A 14944-nucleotide genomic window follows, 5' to 3' on the forward strand; every position below is an offset into this window, starting at 1 on the left:
TTGTAGATCTTAGTAGCCGGCCATGCGGCGGTATTGGGCAGCGCGGGCGGCGGCCTGCGAAGCCGGCACCAGTGCGTAGCCGCGATTGGCCATGCAGGCTTCGGCTTCGCGCAGCGCCGCATTGTCGCCCGGGGCGCGCACGCAGTCGGCGCGGTCGGCGGCAAACTGATCCGCTAGCGCCGGATTGGCACGGCCGCTCTGGCCGTCCTTGCGGACCCAGGTCAGGGGTTCGTTGGAGGGCGCGGAAAGGCCGGGAGGCGCGGAGACCTGAACGGGCCGCGACATGCAGCCAGCCAGACCAACAGCGGCCAGCACTGCGATCAGTGCGGGAATTCTATGATTCATGGGGGATTTCTCTGTTCAAAGCGTTTCGTTCGGTTGCCGACGCCGGACGCGACGTTGCATGGACGGCGGAGTTTAGCAGGATTGTGACGGAGATGCGACCGAGCAACCCATGCAGCGTAGAGTGGTGTTCTAGCGTCAATGGATCGGAGCCGAAACAGTTCCGTCCTTATCGTGCTGGCCAAAGCGTTCGACCATGGTGGCGCTCGCCTCGTTGAGGCCGATCACCTCGACGATGCGCCCGCGCGACCGCGCCTTTAGCACGACCTTGTCGAGCGCCGACACGGCGGAAATGTCCCAGAAATGGGCCGAATGGACGTCGATGACGATGCGTTCGACATCTTCCTGCAGGTCGATCGATTCCCCGAACGTGCCGGCGGAAGCGAAGAATACCTGGCCTTCGACACGGTAGGTCCGGGTCCGTCCGTCGTCGGAGAGCGTCGAGGTGACGCGGCTGAGACGCGCCACCTTGCCGGCGAAGAAGACGCCGGACAGCAGCACACCGACCAGAACGCCCTTGGCGAGATCATGCGTCGCGAACACGGTCGCGACCGTCGCCAGCATCACTACGGAGGATTGCCACGGATTGTTGCGCAGCTTGACGACCGAGCGCCAGTTGAACGTGTTGATCGAAACCATGATCATGACGGCGGTGAGCGCCGCGACCGGGACGATCGCCAGCAGGTCCTGCAGCGCGACCAGCAGGACAAGCAGGAACGAGCCCGCGACCAGCGTGGAGAGACGTCCCCTCGCCCCCGACGAAACGTTAATCACCGACTGGCCGATCATCGCGCAGCCGCCCATGCCGCCGAACAGCGCCGAAGCCATGTTGGCGATGCCCTGCCCGGCGCATTCGCGGTTCTTGTTGCTGCGCGTATCGGTCATGTCGTCGAGCAATTGCGCCGTGAGCAGCGATTCCAGCAGGCCTACCGCCGCCAGCGTCAGCGACACGGGCAGCAGGATGCGCAGTGTCTCCAGCGTGAAGGGCACGTCCGGCACGCCGAAGGTGGGCAGCGCGGACGGCAGTTCGCCGAGATGAGCGACGGTGCGCACATCGATCTTGAAGATCACGGCGACGGCAGTGACGACGACAATCGCCACCAGCGGCGACGGTACGGCCCGGGTCACCCGCGGCAGCAGATAGATGATGGCAAGGCCGAGCGCGATCAGACCATAGGTAGCGGTCGGAACGTTCACGAGTTCCGGCAGCTGCGCCATGAAGATCAGCACGGCCAATGCGTTGACGAAACCGGTCATCACCGATTGCGACACGAAGCGCATCAGCCGGCCAAGGCGGAGCACGGCGGCCAGAACCTGGAACACACCCATCAGGATGGTGGCCGCGAACAGATACTGGATGCCGTGATCGCGGACGAGGCCGCCCATCAGCACGGCGGTCGCCGCCGTCGCGGCCGAAATCATCGCGGTCCGGCCGCCGGTAAAGGCGATGACGCAGGCAATCACCACCGAGGCGTAGAGCCCGATCTTGGGATCGACGCCGGCGATGACCGAAAAGCCGATCGCCTCGGGGATCAGCGCCAGCGCAACGACCATGCCGGACAGGATGTCGCCGCGCAGGTTCGAAAACCAATCGCGACGGATGGAGGTCATGTTGATCATGGGATGGGTGCTTCGCGGCAGACGCGGAGGGGCGCAGCGCACACGCTGCGGAAGCCGTCCGTATAGCAATCTGCGTTGTCCGGCGGATCGGCGGCCGGAAGAGCCACCCGGGTTTTCACCGGGTCCAGTCGAATACTTTCCTCTTATCCCCAGACAGCAAGCGGACGCAACAACATCCACCGTCCCCCGCCGACGAGCGGATTGCTGTTGCCTGGAAGGCACGATTGCTGACGCCAAGCCGTCGAGTTCCGTTACGGCACATCCTCGTGTAGGCTAGGGCTCCCAACGGAAGGAGGCGGGAATGACCGATCTGGCTAGCCGTTTCGTCTGGTACGAGCTCATGACGACCGACACCGCAAGTGCCCGGCTGTTCTATGGCTCGGTCGTCGGCTGGGGCACGCGCGATGCATCGCAGCCCGGCATGACCTACACGCTCTTCACCGTTGGCGAGAGCCCTGTCGCCGGGCTGATGGATCTGCCGGAGCAAGCCCGGCAGATGGGCTCGCCGCCGAGCTGGCTCGGCTATATCTCGGTCGCCGACGTGGATGCCGCCGCCGCCAAGACCGCGCGCCTCGGTGGCGCCGTGCATGTGCAGCCGGCGGATATTCCGCAAGTCGGGCGCTTCGCCGTCGTCTCCGATCCGCAGAAATGCGTCATTACCCTGTTCAGCCCGCTGCCGATGCCCTCGCCGCCGCAGGATCCTGCGCCGGGCACGCCGGGCTATGTCGGCTGGCACGAACTCTGCGCCACGGACTGGCAAAAGGCGTTCGAGTTCTATGCGGCCATGTTCGGCTGGCAGAAGGGCGAGCCGGTGGACATGGGCGAGATGGGAATCTACCAGCTCTTCACCACCGCCGGAGGATCGATGCCGATCGGCGGCATGTTCAACAAGCCGCCCTCCATGCCCATGCCGTTCTGGCTGTTCTACTTCAACGTCGACGACATCGACGCCGCGCTCACCCGGGTCCAAAACGGCGGCGGCAAGCTGCTCAATGGGCCCATGCAGGTGCCAGGCGGCGACTGGATCGTGCAATGCCTGGATCCGCAAGGCGCGATGTTCGCGCTGCTGGGCAAGCGCGCCTGAGGGAAGGGTCAGCCCGTGGCGCCGGATTCGCGGCTTGGATTGGAGATCTCGATCAGATTGCCGTCGGGGTCGCGGATGTAGAGCGAAAGGATGCTGCCGACGGCGCCGGCGCGCAGGACCGGACCAAGTTCGATGGCAACGCCAAGCCGGTAGAAATGCGCCTCGACCTCCGCCAGCGACGTGCCGGTCAGGAAACAGAGGTCGGCGGACCCGGCCGTCGCAAGCCTTGCCTTCGGCTCAAATTCGTGGCCGACCTCATGCAGGTTGATCTTCTGCTGGCCGAAGCGAAGCGCCACGCGGTCGGCGCCAAACACCTCGCGTGTCATGCCGAGTACGGTCTCATAGAACGCGCAGCTTCGCTCGATGCTGGCCACGGTCAGGACGAGGTGATCCAGGCGTTCGATCGTGATCATGCTGCGTGTCTCCCAATCTTTGCGGATCTTGGCCGAGCGCGGCGCAGACGCGCCAGAGACTACGTCTCGCCCCGTCGCTCTCCAGCGCGGCGACCGCGACCGGCCACGCAGCATGGCACCCGAAATCGTGATCGCCCCGACCTGGCTTCTGCGCTATTCTGCCGCAGAGCGTATCGAGGCGCTGCGGAGCCTGCGATCGACCTTGGTCTTTGGCGGCGTGCCGGTTGCTCGATTTTGGGGGGCAGAGCAGGAGAACACGCTCATGGCCGCGCAAATGAGTGACTATTCCACCCGGTGGCATCTGATCACCGGCTCTACCTCGCCCGAAACCGCGATGCCTGTCGTCCGCAGGATTACGGTAGACGACCTCTGGGACGCCCTGCGGCTCGGCTGGGAAGACTTTGCCGCCATGCCGACCCACGCCATCTTCCTGGTCGTGATCTACCCCATCGTTGGCCTGCTGATCGGTCGCGCCGTCTTTGGCGCCGATATTCTCCCCCTGCTGTTTCCGCTCATGGCCGGCTTCGCCCTGCTCGGGCCTTTCGCGGCGCTCGGCCTCTACGAATTGTCCCGCCGCCGCGAACAGGGCCTGGACGTGTCGCTGCCAAAGATCCTGGAAGCGCGCCATTCGCCGTCGATCGGCGCGATCCTGATGCTCGGCATCGGGCTTGGAGTGGTGTTCTTCGTCTGGATCGCCGTTGCCAACGCGATCTACATCGCGAATTTCGGCTACACGCCGGCAGCCTCGATGCCGGATTTCCTGCACCGCGTGCTGACGACCCGGGCCGGCTGGACGCTCATTCTCGTCGGCAACGGCGTCGGCTTCCTGTTCGCCTTGATGGTGCTCACCGTCAGCGTCGTCTCGTTCCCGTTGCTGCTCGATCGCGATGTCGGCCTCGCCCCGGCGATCCTGACCTCGATCCGCGCCGTTCTGGCCAATCCGGGTGTCATGGCGCTCTGGGGCCTGATCGTCGCCGTCTCCCTGGCGATCGGTTCGATCCCGCTATTCTTCGGCCTGGCGGTCGTCATGCCGGTACTGGGTCACGCGACCTGGCATCTCTATCGCAAGGTCGTCGTCTAGAGCGACTGAGACGGAAAAGCGTGACTCGCGTGGAAGGGATCATTCCCTTCAAGGCAGCGTGAGCTGACCGGCCCGTCTGAGCGAATAGGCCATCCGGGTCCCGGACGGCCATGACCAACCGATGCGGCGCTGCGGAACGCCGCATCGGACGCGGCGGATGGGCACCCGGCTGACGCTCCCTCAGCCGCGCCGCCCGCCTTCGCGCTTCCAGACGTCCAGCGGCTTGATATCCGGCGGCTCGGCATTGGCCCGCACCCAGCTATCCACCACCCAACGCCGGCCGCTCGCCTTCTCGATGATGGTCGCCGTATTGTGCGGATAGCGGCCGTCGATCAGGAAGCCCCGATTGGCCGGCCGGCCCGCCTTGTGATGGCGGAGCCAGCCATGGCGGTCGAGCAATTCCAGCAGCGTCGTGGTGTTCACCGTCTCGTCGACACAGTCGATCTCGGATAGCGGCGTGAACAGCTCATACGTATCCTTGGCGCCGTCCTTTGACGTGCCCGTCGCGGCGCCCGCCTTGCGCTCATACCACTGGTCGGCGCGCGAGATCGCGGCCCGCTCGGCGGCGGGGCTGGCCTTGCCGCCATCCAAAATGCGTTTCAGGGCCAGGAGATCGCCGCTCGAGAAGATCACTGGAGAACGCATCTTGCAGCCATAGCCATGGCAGTAGCGAATCTTGACCTGAGCAAGCGACTCCGCCGCCGCGTGCCCGGCCCACGCCAGGACCAGCAGGGCCGCCAGGGTCCCGGGCACTCGTTTCAGTGGCATGCGATTTCCCCACGCGGCTGGCCTCGCGGCGTCAGCGATTCCCGAGATCGGGCTTCATCGTGTCCGGCGCTGCCTCTTTAGGCAATATTGCAGCGCAACATTTAGTCACTATCGCCTGTTGCTCTGCATCATCCGCAGCGCAGCCATGCGCATTTTCGCAGTGCTCGTTTCGAAAGCCCTCCCCTATATTCGGATCAACAAGAGCGGCGGCGACGCAGACGACATCCTCCGCTTCTTCAATTGTCCGATCGTCCGAAGGAAAAAGACCGTGGCTACGAACATCCTCGCTTCCTACAAGAACTGGCGCAAGTACCGCGAGACCTACAGCGAGTTGATGCGCCTGACGTCCCGCGAGCTCAATGACCTTGGAATCAATCGCGGCGACATCACGCAGATTGCCAAGCAGTCGGCCGGTTACTAAACCGATACAGAATTCGCGCGGGAACAAACCTCCTCCCTTGTTCCCTGCGATGCGGCGCTAGCGAACCTCCTCCCTCGCGATGCGCCTTTCAAAGAAACGCCCGTCGACCTCCTCCCCGACGGGCGTTTTCTTTTGTCCGGACCGAACTGCGAACTGCGCGGTTGTCCGAACGGCTCCGGCGCAATAATCTCCGCGCCATGAAAACAGATCCCATTCACATCATCGGCGGCGGTTTGGCCGGCTCCGAAGCCGCCTGGCAGATCGTCAATCGCGGCATTCCCGTCGTCCTGCACGAGATGCGCCCGGTCCGCGAGACGGACGCCCACAAGACGGACGGCCTGGCTGAGCTCGTCTGCTCCAACTCCTTCCGCTCCGACGACGCCGAGACCAATGCGGTCGGCCTGCTGCACGCGGAAATGCGGATGGCGAATTCGCTCATCATGCGCATGGGCGACGCCAACCAGGTGCCGGCCGGCGGCGCGCTCGCCGTCGACCGCGAAGGCTTCTCCCAGGCCGTCACCAAGGCGCTGGAAGACCATCCCCTCGTCACCATCGACCGCAACGAGATCGCCGGCCTGCCGCCGGCCGAGTGGGATAGCGTCATTGTCGCCACAGGACCCCTCACCTCGCCGGACCTGTCGGAAGCGATCCGGGGCCTCACCGGCGCCGATGAACTCGCCTTCTTCGACGCCATCGCGCCGATCGTCTATTTCGACTCGATCAACATGGACATCGCCTGGTTCCAGTCGCGCTACGACAAGGTCGGGCCGGGCGGCAATGGCGCCGACTACATCAACTGCCCGATGGACGAGGCGCAGTACAACGCCTTCCTCGATGCGCTGATCGCCGGCGACAAGGCCGACTTCAAGGACTGGGAGGCCTCGACGCCCTATTTCGACGGCTGCCTGCCGATCGAGATCATGGCCGAACGCGGCCGCGAGACGCTGCGCTTCGGCCCGATGAAGCCCGTCGGCCTCACCAACCCGCGCAACCCCACCGTCAAGGCGCACGCCATCGTCCAGTTGCGCCAGGACAATGCGCTCGGCACGCTCTACAACATGGTCGGCTTCCAGACGAAGCTGAAGTATGGCGCGCAGACCGACGTGCTGCGGATGATCCCAGGCCTCGAGAACGCGCAGTTCGCGCGCCTCGGCGGCCTGCATCGCAACACCTTCCTCAACTCGCCCAAGCTGCTCGATCCACTGCTCCGCCTGAAGGCACAGCCGCGCCTGCGCTTCGCCGGCCAGATCACCGGCTGCGAGGGCTATGTCGAATCGGCGTCGATTGGCCTGCTCGCCGGACGCTTCGCCGCCGCCGAGCGTCTCGGCGAAACGCCGGTCACGCCGCCTGTCACCACGGCCTTCGGCGCCCTGCTCGGCCACATCACCGGTGGCCATCTCGTCGACGATGCAGCCGGCAGCCGCTCCTTCCAGCCGATGAACGTCAATTTCGGCCTGTTCCCGCCGATCGAGATCCCGAAGGAGCCGGGCGTGAAGCTGCGCGGCACCGACAAGACCGTCGCCAAGAAGAAGGCGCTGACGGCCCGTGCCCGCGCCGACGCCTCTGCCTGGCTGGGCGGCCAGACCTCGGTCGCCGCCGCCGAATAGCCGGCAAGACTCCAGCCGGCGCGCTTGGCATTGCCGAACGCGCCGGCCTTCCGTACAGTAATCGTCGAAGCCTGTTGAAATGCCCAGTCTGAGAATTCGCATGCGCTAGAACCGCCGCAAGGGGGAAAGCCAGACATGCAGTCCGATGTGCATTGCAGGGCCCGCCCATGAAGCGGCCCTTTCTTCTGCTGCTGATCAAGCCGTCGCATTACGACGACGATGGTTATGTGATCCGCTGGTACCGGTCATCGATCCCCTCCAACTCGCTGGCAAGCCTCTACGGCCTTGCCGCGGATTGCGAGGCCCGGCAAGTGTTGGGCGAGGACGTGACCATCGACATCCGCGCCATCGACGAGACCAACACGCGGGTACGCATCGACCAGGTGATCGAGGAATTCCGCCGCCACGGCAATTTCGGGCTGGTCGGCCTGGTCGGCGTCCAGTCGAACCAATATCCGCGCGCCCTCGACCTAGCGCGTCCGCTGCGCGCGGCTGGCATTCCGGTCGCCATGGGCGGGTTTCATGTTTCCGGCTGCCTCGCCATGCTGCCGGATTTGCATGTCGACCTGCAGCAGGCGCTGGACATCGGCGTCAGCCTGTTCGCCGGCGAGGCCGAGGACCGGCTCGACCGCGTGCTGCTCGACGCGGCCGGCGGCACGCTGCAGCCGCTTTACAACTACATGAAGGATCTGCCGAGCGTCGAAGGCACGCCGCCGCCCTTCCTGCCGGCCGGCTATGTCGCGCGGACGCTGGGCGGCAACACCAGCTTCGATGCCGGGCGCGGCTGTCCGTTCCAGTGCTCGTTCTGCACCATCATCAACGTGCAGGGCCGCAAATCCCGCCGCCGGTCGCCGGACGACGTGGAGAAGCTGATCCGCGAGAACCTCGCCCAGGGCATTCACAACTACTTCATCACCGACGACAATTTCGCCCGAAACCGGGATTGGGAAATCATCCTCGACCGCATCATTGCGTTGCGTGAGAAGGAAGGCATGCGGATTGGCTTGATGATCCAGGTCGACACGCTCTGCCACAAGATCCCGAACTTCATCGAGAAGTGCAAACGGGCCGGCGTCAGCCGCGTCTTCATCGGGCTGGAAAACATCAACCCCGACAACCTGATGGCCGCCAAGAAGCGCCAGAACAAGATCACCGAATATCGCCGCATGCTGCTCGACTGGAAGCACCAGGGCATCATCACCTATGCCGGCTACATCCTCGGCTTTCCCAACGATACGCCCGAGAGCATCCGCCGCGACATCGGCATCATCCAGCGCGAACTGCCGCTTGATATCCTGGAGTTCTTCTTCCTGACGCCGCTGCCTGGCTCCGAGGACCACCAGACCCTGCACCGCAAGGGCGTGGCGATGGACGCGGACCTGAACAAATACGACCTCGAACATGCCGTCACCGGCCATGAGCGCATGTCGCAGCAGGAATGGGAAGGCATCTATCGCGACGCCTGGCGGCTGTTCTATTCGCCCGAGCACATGCTGACGATCCTGCGCCGCGCGGCCGCGACCGGCGTCCGCACAACCAGCATCATGAAGCTGCTGATGTGGTTCTCGACCTCCGTCGACGTCGAGCATGTCCACCCGCTTCAGGGCGGCGTCATCCGCTTCAAGGACCGGCTCGACCGGCGCCCCGGCCTGCCCGTCGAACCGGTCTGGCGTTTCTATCCGCGCCACGCGATCGAGACGGTGCGCAAGAGCGCCCGACTGCTCTGGCTGCTCGGCAAGCTCGAATGGCGGCGCCGGCGCATCGAGGCCGACCCGGACAAGGCCAGCTATATGGACGCGGCCCTGATGCCGGTCGTCGATGACGAGACCGAGACGCTGGAAATCTTCAACCAGAACGAAGCCGCCCGAGGCGCCGTCCGCCACGCCCACAACATCGACGTGCTGACGCACGGCGCGGCTTGAGGGGCGCGATAGCGAACCCTTCCTCGCAGCAAGAAAGACGGCCTGCCGGTCTCCCATCTCCATCATCCTGAGGTGCTTCGCGCAGAGAAGCCTCGAAGGACGCACCGCCTAAGGGCCAATCTCGATGCCGCGCCATTCTGCGTGCTTCGAGACGGCCCTGCGGGCCTCCTCAGCATGTTGAAGATGGTACCAACACGAAGGTCTCTGTGGGAGGCTGAGGTCGCCCCCTAAAACTCGCCCCGGCGCGCGGCGCGCCAGAGCCACCATTGGCGCTTCCATTGCGGCGGATCGATCGTCATCAGGAAGGGATCGTATCCGGGCCGGTCCATCAGCCGGAGCATCGGCTCGACGAGCGCGACCGGCTGGAACGCGGGCAGCGCGATGCGATCGGCATGCGCAAGTGCGGCCCGACCGGCATCGAGATGCCGCCGCGCGGTCTCGCGCAGGTCGGCGAGCAGGGCAAGCAGTTCCGGCGTCGTGCGGCCCGCGAAGATATCTTCCGCCCTGACCCCGTGCCGCTCCATGAGATCGGCGGGGAGGAAGAGTTGCTGGCGGCGGGCGTGAAACGGCAGCGCGCGCATTAGCCCGGTGAGCGCCTGCGCCACGCCGGCATGGCCAGCCGCATCCGCCGTATGCGGATCCTCGCCGCCCGCAAGAATGAGCGCTGCCAGCTGGATCAGCACGGAAACCGTCTCGCCGGCATAGCCTTCGAGATCGCCCAGCGTCGGCATCGGATCATTGTAGAGATCGAAGATATGCGCCTCGATCAGATTGTCGAAGGCGGCGCGCGGCAGGTGGTGCAGGCCGATCGTCTCGAGCAGGGCGGCTGCGACCGGGTGGCCGGCGACCTCGCCCCTCGCCTCGCCCGACAGCACGTCGCGCCACCATTGCAAGCGGATCTCGCCCGGCATGGGATCGCTGACCAGGTCGCGGACCCGCACGATCTCGAGATTGAAGGCATGAAGCGCAAAGAGATATCGCCGCTTCGCCTCGGGCGCGAACAGATCGGCGAGGAACCGATCACGGTCATGCGCGCGCACTTCATCGGCGCAAAGGGCGAAGACGTCCATGGAACGAAACCAATCAGATGGCGACGAGCGCCGCCGCGACAGGGCGGCCCTCGGCGAGCAGGATGTTGTAGGTGCGGACGGCCGGGCCGGTCGCCATCACCTCTAGACCGATCCCGCTATCGCGGAGCTGCTGCCGCAGTTCTCTCGGCACCGCCCCGATGTCACGGCCGCAACCGATCACCAGCAGGGCGACATCCGCCGCCTCGGCGAACACGTCCGCCAGCGTCTCGGCCGTGATCTCCGCCACGCTGCCGACCGGCCATCCATAGATACCGCTCGGCAGGCAGAGAAGCGAGCCCGGATGCGACATCTCGGCGAAGCGGAATACCCCTTCGCCGTAGACATCGATCGGAGCCTGACCAGGAAAATGCTGGTCACGCAGCGACACGGACGGTCGCGTGAAGAGCGCCATCGAGGCTCAGGCCTTTCCGGCCGCCTCCACGTCTTCCTTCTTCGACATCTGATCCGAGCGCAGGCCGAAATAGATCAGGATCGGCGCAGCCACGCAGACCGACGAGAAGATGGCAGCCAGCACGCCGAAGATCATGGCCAGCGTGAACGCCTGGATGACCTCGCCGCCGAAGATATAGAGCGAGAACAGCGCGATCAGCGTGGTCACCGTCGTAATCACCGTACGGCCGAGCATGTCGTTGATGGCGCGGTCGATCAGATCGCCGAGCGGGATCTTCTTGTACTTGCGCAGCGTCTCTCGAATTCGGTCATAGACCACGACCGTATCGTTGAGCGAATAGCCGATCGTCGTCAGGATCGCGGCCAGCGAGGTGAGATTGAACTCATGCTGCGTGACGACATAGAAGCCGAAGGTCATGACCACGACGTTGGCGGCCGAAATGATCGAGCCGGCAGCGAACTGCCATTCGAACCGGAACCAGACGTAGATGGCGATCGCCGCGAAGGTGACGAGCATGGCGAGCGCGCCCTTGGACGCCAGTTCGCCAGATACGCGCGGTCCCACGATCTCGGTGCGGCGGAACTCCGCCTGATCGACGAGCGCCGTGCGGATCTTGCCGATTGCCGCCTGCTGGGCCTCCTCGCCGCCGTCCTGCTGGCCCATGCGGATAAGGATCGAATTGTCAGCGCCAATGGTCTGAACCTGGACGTCGCCGAGGCCGAGGCCGTTCAACGTCGAACGCAGCTTGCCGAGATCCGGCTTGGCGTCCTTGGTCTGAATCTCGATGACGGTGCCGCCGAGGAAGTCGATGCCGTAGTTGGGACCGACGGTAAAGAACAGGATCACCGACATGATCGACAGGAAAGCGGCAAGCGGAAACGTCCACTTCCGCATCCGCATGAAGGGGATCTTGGTGTTGTCGGGTACGATGCGAAGATGAGCCATGGGTTTCTGTCCTCGCTTCGATTCAGAGCGTGATCTTGGTCGGACGGCGCCAACGCACCCACATCGCAACCAGGAGGCGGGTAAAGGTGAACGCCGTGAACATCGTCGTCGCGACGCCGATGGCGTGCGTGACGGCGAAGCCGCGGATCGGGCCGGAACCCATGTAGAAGAGCACGAGCGCGGCGATCAGCGTGGTCACGTTCGCGTCGAGGATGGTGCCGAGCGCCTTGTGGAAGCCGGCATCGATCGAGGCGATCGCGGATCGCCCAGCCCGGAACTCTTCTCGTATGCGCTCATAGATCAGAACGTTGGAGTCCACCGCGGTTCCAACCGTGATGATCACGCCGGCGATGCCCGGTAGCGAGAGCGTCGCTCCCAGGATCGTCACGATCGAGAAGATCAGGATGACGTTGACGATCACCGCGATGTTGGCGATCCAGCCCAGCACGCCATAGGTCATGACCATGAAGGCGCAGACGGCGGCGGTGCCGATGATGGCGGCGATCTTGCCCGAGCGGATCGAGTCGGCGCCGAGGCCCGGACCGATGTTGCGCTCCTCGACGATCGTCAGCTTGGCCGGCAGCGAGCCGGCGCGCAGCAGGATGGCCAGGTCGTTGGCGGACTGGATCGAGAAATTGCCGGAGATCTGGCCGGAGCCGCCCAGGATCGGCTCGCGGATGACCGGGGCCGAAATCACCTTATCGTCGAGAACGATGGCGAAGGGCCGGTTGACGTTCTTCTGCGTCACGTCGCCGAAGACGCGGGCGCCCGCGCTCGAAAGGCGGAACGACACGACCGGTTCGTTGGTGCGGGAATCGAAGGTCGCCTGCGCGTCCGTAAGATCCTCGCCCGTCAGAAGCGGGGCTTCCTCGAGCACGTAGGGCACCGGCGGCGTATCGGTCGAATTGAGGACGATCGTGCCGGGCTTGCGCGTGTCGGCAGTCGGCGAAACGCCAGTGTCGACAAGATGGAAGGTCAGCTGCGCGGTCTGACCGACAAGCGTTTTCAGGCGCTCGGGATCGTCGAGGCCGGGAGCCTCGACCAGTATGCGGTCCGAGCCCTGGCGCTGGATCGAGGGCTCGACGGTGCCAAGCTGGTCGATACGGCGACCGATGACCTCGATCGACTGATCGACGATCTGGCGGATGCGCTGATCGAGACCGGCGGTCGAATAGGCCATCTGGACGAGGCCGTCATTGCCGACCGTCAGGTCGAATTCGTTAACGGCCGTGCCGCCGAGCGCGGAGGTCGCGAGCTGGTTGCGCAGCGGCTCGAGGCGCTTCTTGACCTCGTCGAGCTGGGAGAGGTCGCGGATGCGGAGCTGCACGCCCTGCCCCTGCACGCCCAGACCCGAATAGCCGATACGCGGCTCCTGCAGCATCGCCTTGCGGATGTCGCCCACGAGCGAGCGCAGGCGCTTCTGCACATAGTCCTGCCGATCCACCTCATAGAGGAGATAGGCGCCCCCCTGGAGATCCAGGCCGAGAACCATTTGCCGTTTCGGCACCCAGCTCGGCCAGGAATCGACGGTTTCCTTCGAGAAGAGATTGGGAAGCGCCGCGAGGAGCCCGACCACAACGACGGTCAGGATCGCAATCATCTTCCAGCGTGTGAAGTGCAGCATGGAAACCGTTCCAGTCGATCTCGGCCCTCAGGCGGGCCGTTTCATCAGGGGAGCTAGAGGCTGGCTTACTCGCCGTCCTTGGCCGGCTCGCCCTTGGCGCGCACGTCGGCAATGGAGGCACGCGAAACACGAACGCGGACGCCTTCGGCGACTTCCAGCAGCAGCTCGGAATCGTCCACGACCTTGTTGATCTTGCCGATCAGGCCGCCCGACAGCACGACCGTGTCACCGCGGCGCGCGCCCTTGATCATTTCCTGGTGCGCCTTCTGCTTCTGCCGCTGCGGCCGAATCATCAGGAACCACATGATCGCGAAGACGAAGATGAACGGCACGAACTGGATCAGCAGGTCGGCACCACCAGCGGAAGCGCCGGCGGCCTGTGCGAAGGCGGGGGTAATGAACATTGAATAATTGCTCCCTGTAGCGTTGGCGGGTCCGCTGGTGGCCCGTCCGATCAAGACGCGTGGTTTGCGCCGACCTTCACATAGGGAGAGACAGCGGTACGCGAAACGGCGCGGAATATAACCACGCGGCAGGCCTTTGCAAATGGCCGCACCGGCATGATAGTGGCGAATGTCGTCCGGAGCCCTCGCTTGCACGCGGGAAGAGATCGCCCGGAGGGCCGGATGAAGGGTTTGCCCCTCCCTCCGCACGACTTCACCCCAGCCGCCGGCGCGCCCTCAGCCCTCCCGAAACGCGGGAGGTGGGGATCGGCCCGAGGAAATGACTGTGACAGAAGATACGCTGAAATCCGTCGCCGATCGTCTTGACCGGCTGATCTCCCTGATCGAGCGCGCGGTCCCGCCGGCACGGCCGGAATTCGACCCTGACGCCGCGGATGCCTTCGTCTGGCAGGCTTCCACCGGCACGCTGCAGCCCGTGCCGAAGGTCAATCGCGTCGAGATGGTGCTGCTCAAGGGTGTCGACCGGGTGCGCGACATCCTGGTCGAAAATACCGACCGTTTCGCGCGCGGCCTGCCTGCCAACAACGTGCTGCTGTGGGGCGCGCGCGGCATGGGCAAGAGCTCGCTGGTCAAAGCGGCGCATGCGACGATTAACAGCGATCCGTCCAAGCTGCCCGGCGGCCATGCGATGAAGCTGATCGAGATCCACCGCGAGGATATCGACAGCCTGCCGGAGCTGATGACGCTGGTTCGCGGCCTCGACCGCCGCTTCATCCTGTTCTGCGACGACCTCTCCTTCGACAATGACGACACGTCGTACAAGTCGTTGAAGGCGGCGCTGGATGGCGGCGTCGAGGGACGGCCGGAGAATGTCGTGTTCTACGCCACGTCGAACCGGCGCCATCTGCTGCCGCGCGACATGATGGAGAACGAGCGCTCCACGGCGATCAATCCCGGCGAGGCGGTCGAGGAGAAGGTGTCGCTTTCGGACCGCTTCGGCCTCTGGCTCGGCTTCCACAAGTGCAGCCAGGACGACTATCTCGCCATGGTCAACGGCTATGCCGAGCATTTCGGGCTGAAGGTGGCGCCGGAGGTCCTGCGCGCCGAGGCGCTGGAGTGGTCGACGACGCGTGGCGCGCGATCGGGTCGCGTCGCCTGGCAGTACGTGCAGGATCTGGCGGGGCGACTTGGGGTCGCTCTTACGGGCTGAAGCCGCCCCGCCAGTAGTAGA

15 protein-coding genes and 1 other annotated feature are annotated in these 14944 nt (G+C 64.8%); of the genes, 6 read left to right on the forward strand and 9 right to left on the reverse strand.

Annotated features, from left to right (window positions below):
* Nucleotides 1-9 precede the first annotated feature (9 nt).
* Together ABIE08_RS05535 and ABIE08_RS05540 are read right to left on the reverse strand one after the other, a co-directional pair.
* On the reverse strand, nucleotides 10-345 hold the full coding sequence (locus ABIE08_RS05535; RefSeq protein WP_354549332.1) for a hypothetical protein: 336 nt from the start codon (nucleotides 343-345) through the stop codon (nucleotides 10-12).
* Nucleotides 346-480: 135 nt separating this feature from the next.
* Complete coding sequence (locus ABIE08_RS05540; protein ID WP_436409505.1) at nucleotides 481-1962, reverse strand: SulP family inorganic anion transporter; 1482 nt, start codon at nucleotides 1960-1962, stop codon at nucleotides 481-483.
* A 73-nt stretch (nucleotides 1963-2035) separates the two neighbouring features.
* Nucleotides 2036-2091 (reverse strand) — a sequence feature (sul1 is cis-regulatory element that is thought to sense ions involved in sulfur or methionine metabolism; They are found in Alphaproteobacteria).
* Between the two features lie 181 nt (nucleotides 2092-2272).
* Between ABIE08_RS05540 and ABIE08_RS05545 the strand changes: the two genes are divergently transcribed.
* Nucleotides 2273-3046 carry a VOC family protein gene (locus tag ABIE08_RS05545; RefSeq protein ID WP_354551591.1) on the forward strand — a complete coding sequence of 258 codons (774 nt, stop codon included), beginning with the start codon at nucleotides 2273-2275 and terminating at the stop codon, nucleotides 3044-3046.
* A gap of 8 nt (nucleotides 3047-3054) precedes the next feature.
* On the opposite strand, the gene ABIE08_RS05550 is transcribed toward ABIE08_RS05545, so the two are convergent.
* Nucleotides 3055-3459 carry a VOC family protein gene (locus tag ABIE08_RS05550; protein ID WP_354549333.1) on the reverse strand — a complete coding sequence of 135 codons (405 nt, stop codon included), beginning with the start codon at nucleotides 3457-3459 and terminating at the stop codon, nucleotides 3055-3057.
* 334 nt (nucleotides 3460-3793) lie between these two features.
* Between ABIE08_RS05550 and ABIE08_RS05555 the strand changes: the two genes are divergently transcribed.
* A complete protein-coding gene (locus tag ABIE08_RS05555; RefSeq protein ID WP_354551593.1) occupies nucleotides 3794-4540 on the forward strand; it encodes a DUF2189 domain-containing protein in 747 nt (248 codons plus the stop codon).
* A 180-nt stretch (nucleotides 4541-4720) separates the two neighbouring features.
* Here ABIE08_RS05555 and ABIE08_RS05560 read toward each other — a convergent pair whose 3' ends face one another.
* On the reverse strand, nucleotides 4721-5308 hold the full coding sequence (locus ABIE08_RS05560; protein ID WP_354549335.1) for a hypothetical protein: 588 nt from the start codon (nucleotides 5306-5308) through the stop codon (nucleotides 4721-4723).
* Between the two features lie 268 nt (nucleotides 5309-5576).
* Here ABIE08_RS05560 and ABIE08_RS05565 point away from each other — a divergent pair, with 268 nt between their 5' ends.
* The 3 genes from ABIE08_RS05565 to ABIE08_RS05575 all read left to right on the forward strand — a co-directional run bounded on the left by ABIE08_RS05565 (nucleotide 5577) and on the right by ABIE08_RS05575 (nucleotide 9258).
* Complete coding sequence (locus ABIE08_RS05565; protein ID WP_266332480.1) at nucleotides 5577-5729, forward strand: DUF1127 domain-containing protein; 153 nt, start codon at nucleotides 5577-5579, stop codon at nucleotides 5727-5729.
* 197 nt (nucleotides 5730-5926) lie between these two features.
* Nucleotides 5927-7336 (forward strand): methylenetetrahydrofolate--tRNA-(uracil(54)-C(5))-methyltransferase (FADH(2)-oxidizing) TrmFO, encoded by a 1410-nt coding sequence (gene trmFO, locus ABIE08_RS05570; protein ID WP_354549336.1) that lies wholly within the window; start codon nucleotides 5927-5929, stop codon nucleotides 7334-7336.
* A gap of 167 nt (nucleotides 7337-7503) precedes the next feature.
* Complete coding sequence (locus tag ABIE08_RS05575) at nucleotides 7504-9258, forward strand: B12-binding domain-containing radical SAM protein (RefSeq protein WP_354549337.1); 1755 nt, start codon at nucleotides 7504-7506, stop codon at nucleotides 9256-9258.
* A 227-nt stretch (nucleotides 9259-9485) separates the two neighbouring features.
* Here the strand turns inward: ABIE08_RS05575 and ABIE08_RS05580 are convergent, their stop codons facing one another.
* The 5 genes from ABIE08_RS05580 to yajC form a co-directional block, all read right to left on the reverse strand.
* Nucleotides 9486-10328 carry a phytoene/squalene synthase family protein gene (locus ABIE08_RS05580; protein ID WP_354549339.1) on the reverse strand — a complete coding sequence of 281 codons (843 nt, stop codon included), beginning with the start codon at nucleotides 10326-10328 and terminating at the stop codon, nucleotides 9486-9488.
* A gap of 13 nt (nucleotides 10329-10341) precedes the next feature.
* Nucleotides 10342-10740: an Mth938-like domain-containing protein gene (locus tag ABIE08_RS05585; RefSeq protein ID WP_354549340.1), complete on the reverse strand. Its 399-nt coding sequence runs from the start codon at nucleotides 10738-10740 to the stop codon at nucleotides 10342-10344.
* Nucleotides 10741-10746: 6 nt separating this feature from the next.
* Nucleotides 10747-11685 carry a protein translocase subunit SecF gene (secF, locus tag ABIE08_RS05590; protein WP_354549341.1) on the reverse strand — a complete coding sequence of 313 codons (939 nt, stop codon included), beginning with the start codon at nucleotides 11683-11685 and terminating at the stop codon, nucleotides 10747-10749.
* Between the two features lie 22 nt (nucleotides 11686-11707).
* The gene (gene secD / locus ABIE08_RS05595; RefSeq protein ID WP_354549343.1) at nucleotides 11708-13309 is read right to left on the reverse strand and encodes a protein translocase subunit SecD; all 1602 of its coding nucleotides are present in this window, start codon (nucleotides 13307-13309) and stop codon (nucleotides 11708-11710) included.
* A 65-nt stretch (nucleotides 13310-13374) separates the two neighbouring features.
* Complete coding sequence (gene yajC / locus ABIE08_RS05600; RefSeq protein WP_266342154.1) at nucleotides 13375-13713, reverse strand: preprotein translocase subunit YajC; 339 nt, start codon at nucleotides 13711-13713, stop codon at nucleotides 13375-13377.
* Nucleotides 13714-14038: 325 nt separating this feature from the next.
* Between yajC and ABIE08_RS05605 the strand changes: the two genes are divergently transcribed.
* Nucleotides 14039-14923, forward strand: a complete 885-nt coding sequence (locus tag ABIE08_RS05605) for an ATP-binding protein (RefSeq protein ID WP_354549344.1) — start codon at nucleotides 14039-14041, stop codon at nucleotides 14921-14923.
* The last annotated feature ends 21 nt before the right edge of the window (nucleotides 14924-14944 follow it).

It is taken from the genome of Kaistia defluvii, assembly GCF_040548815.1.
GTDB lineage: Bacteria > Pseudomonadota > Alphaproteobacteria > Rhizobiales > Kaistiaceae > Kaistia > Kaistia defluvii_A.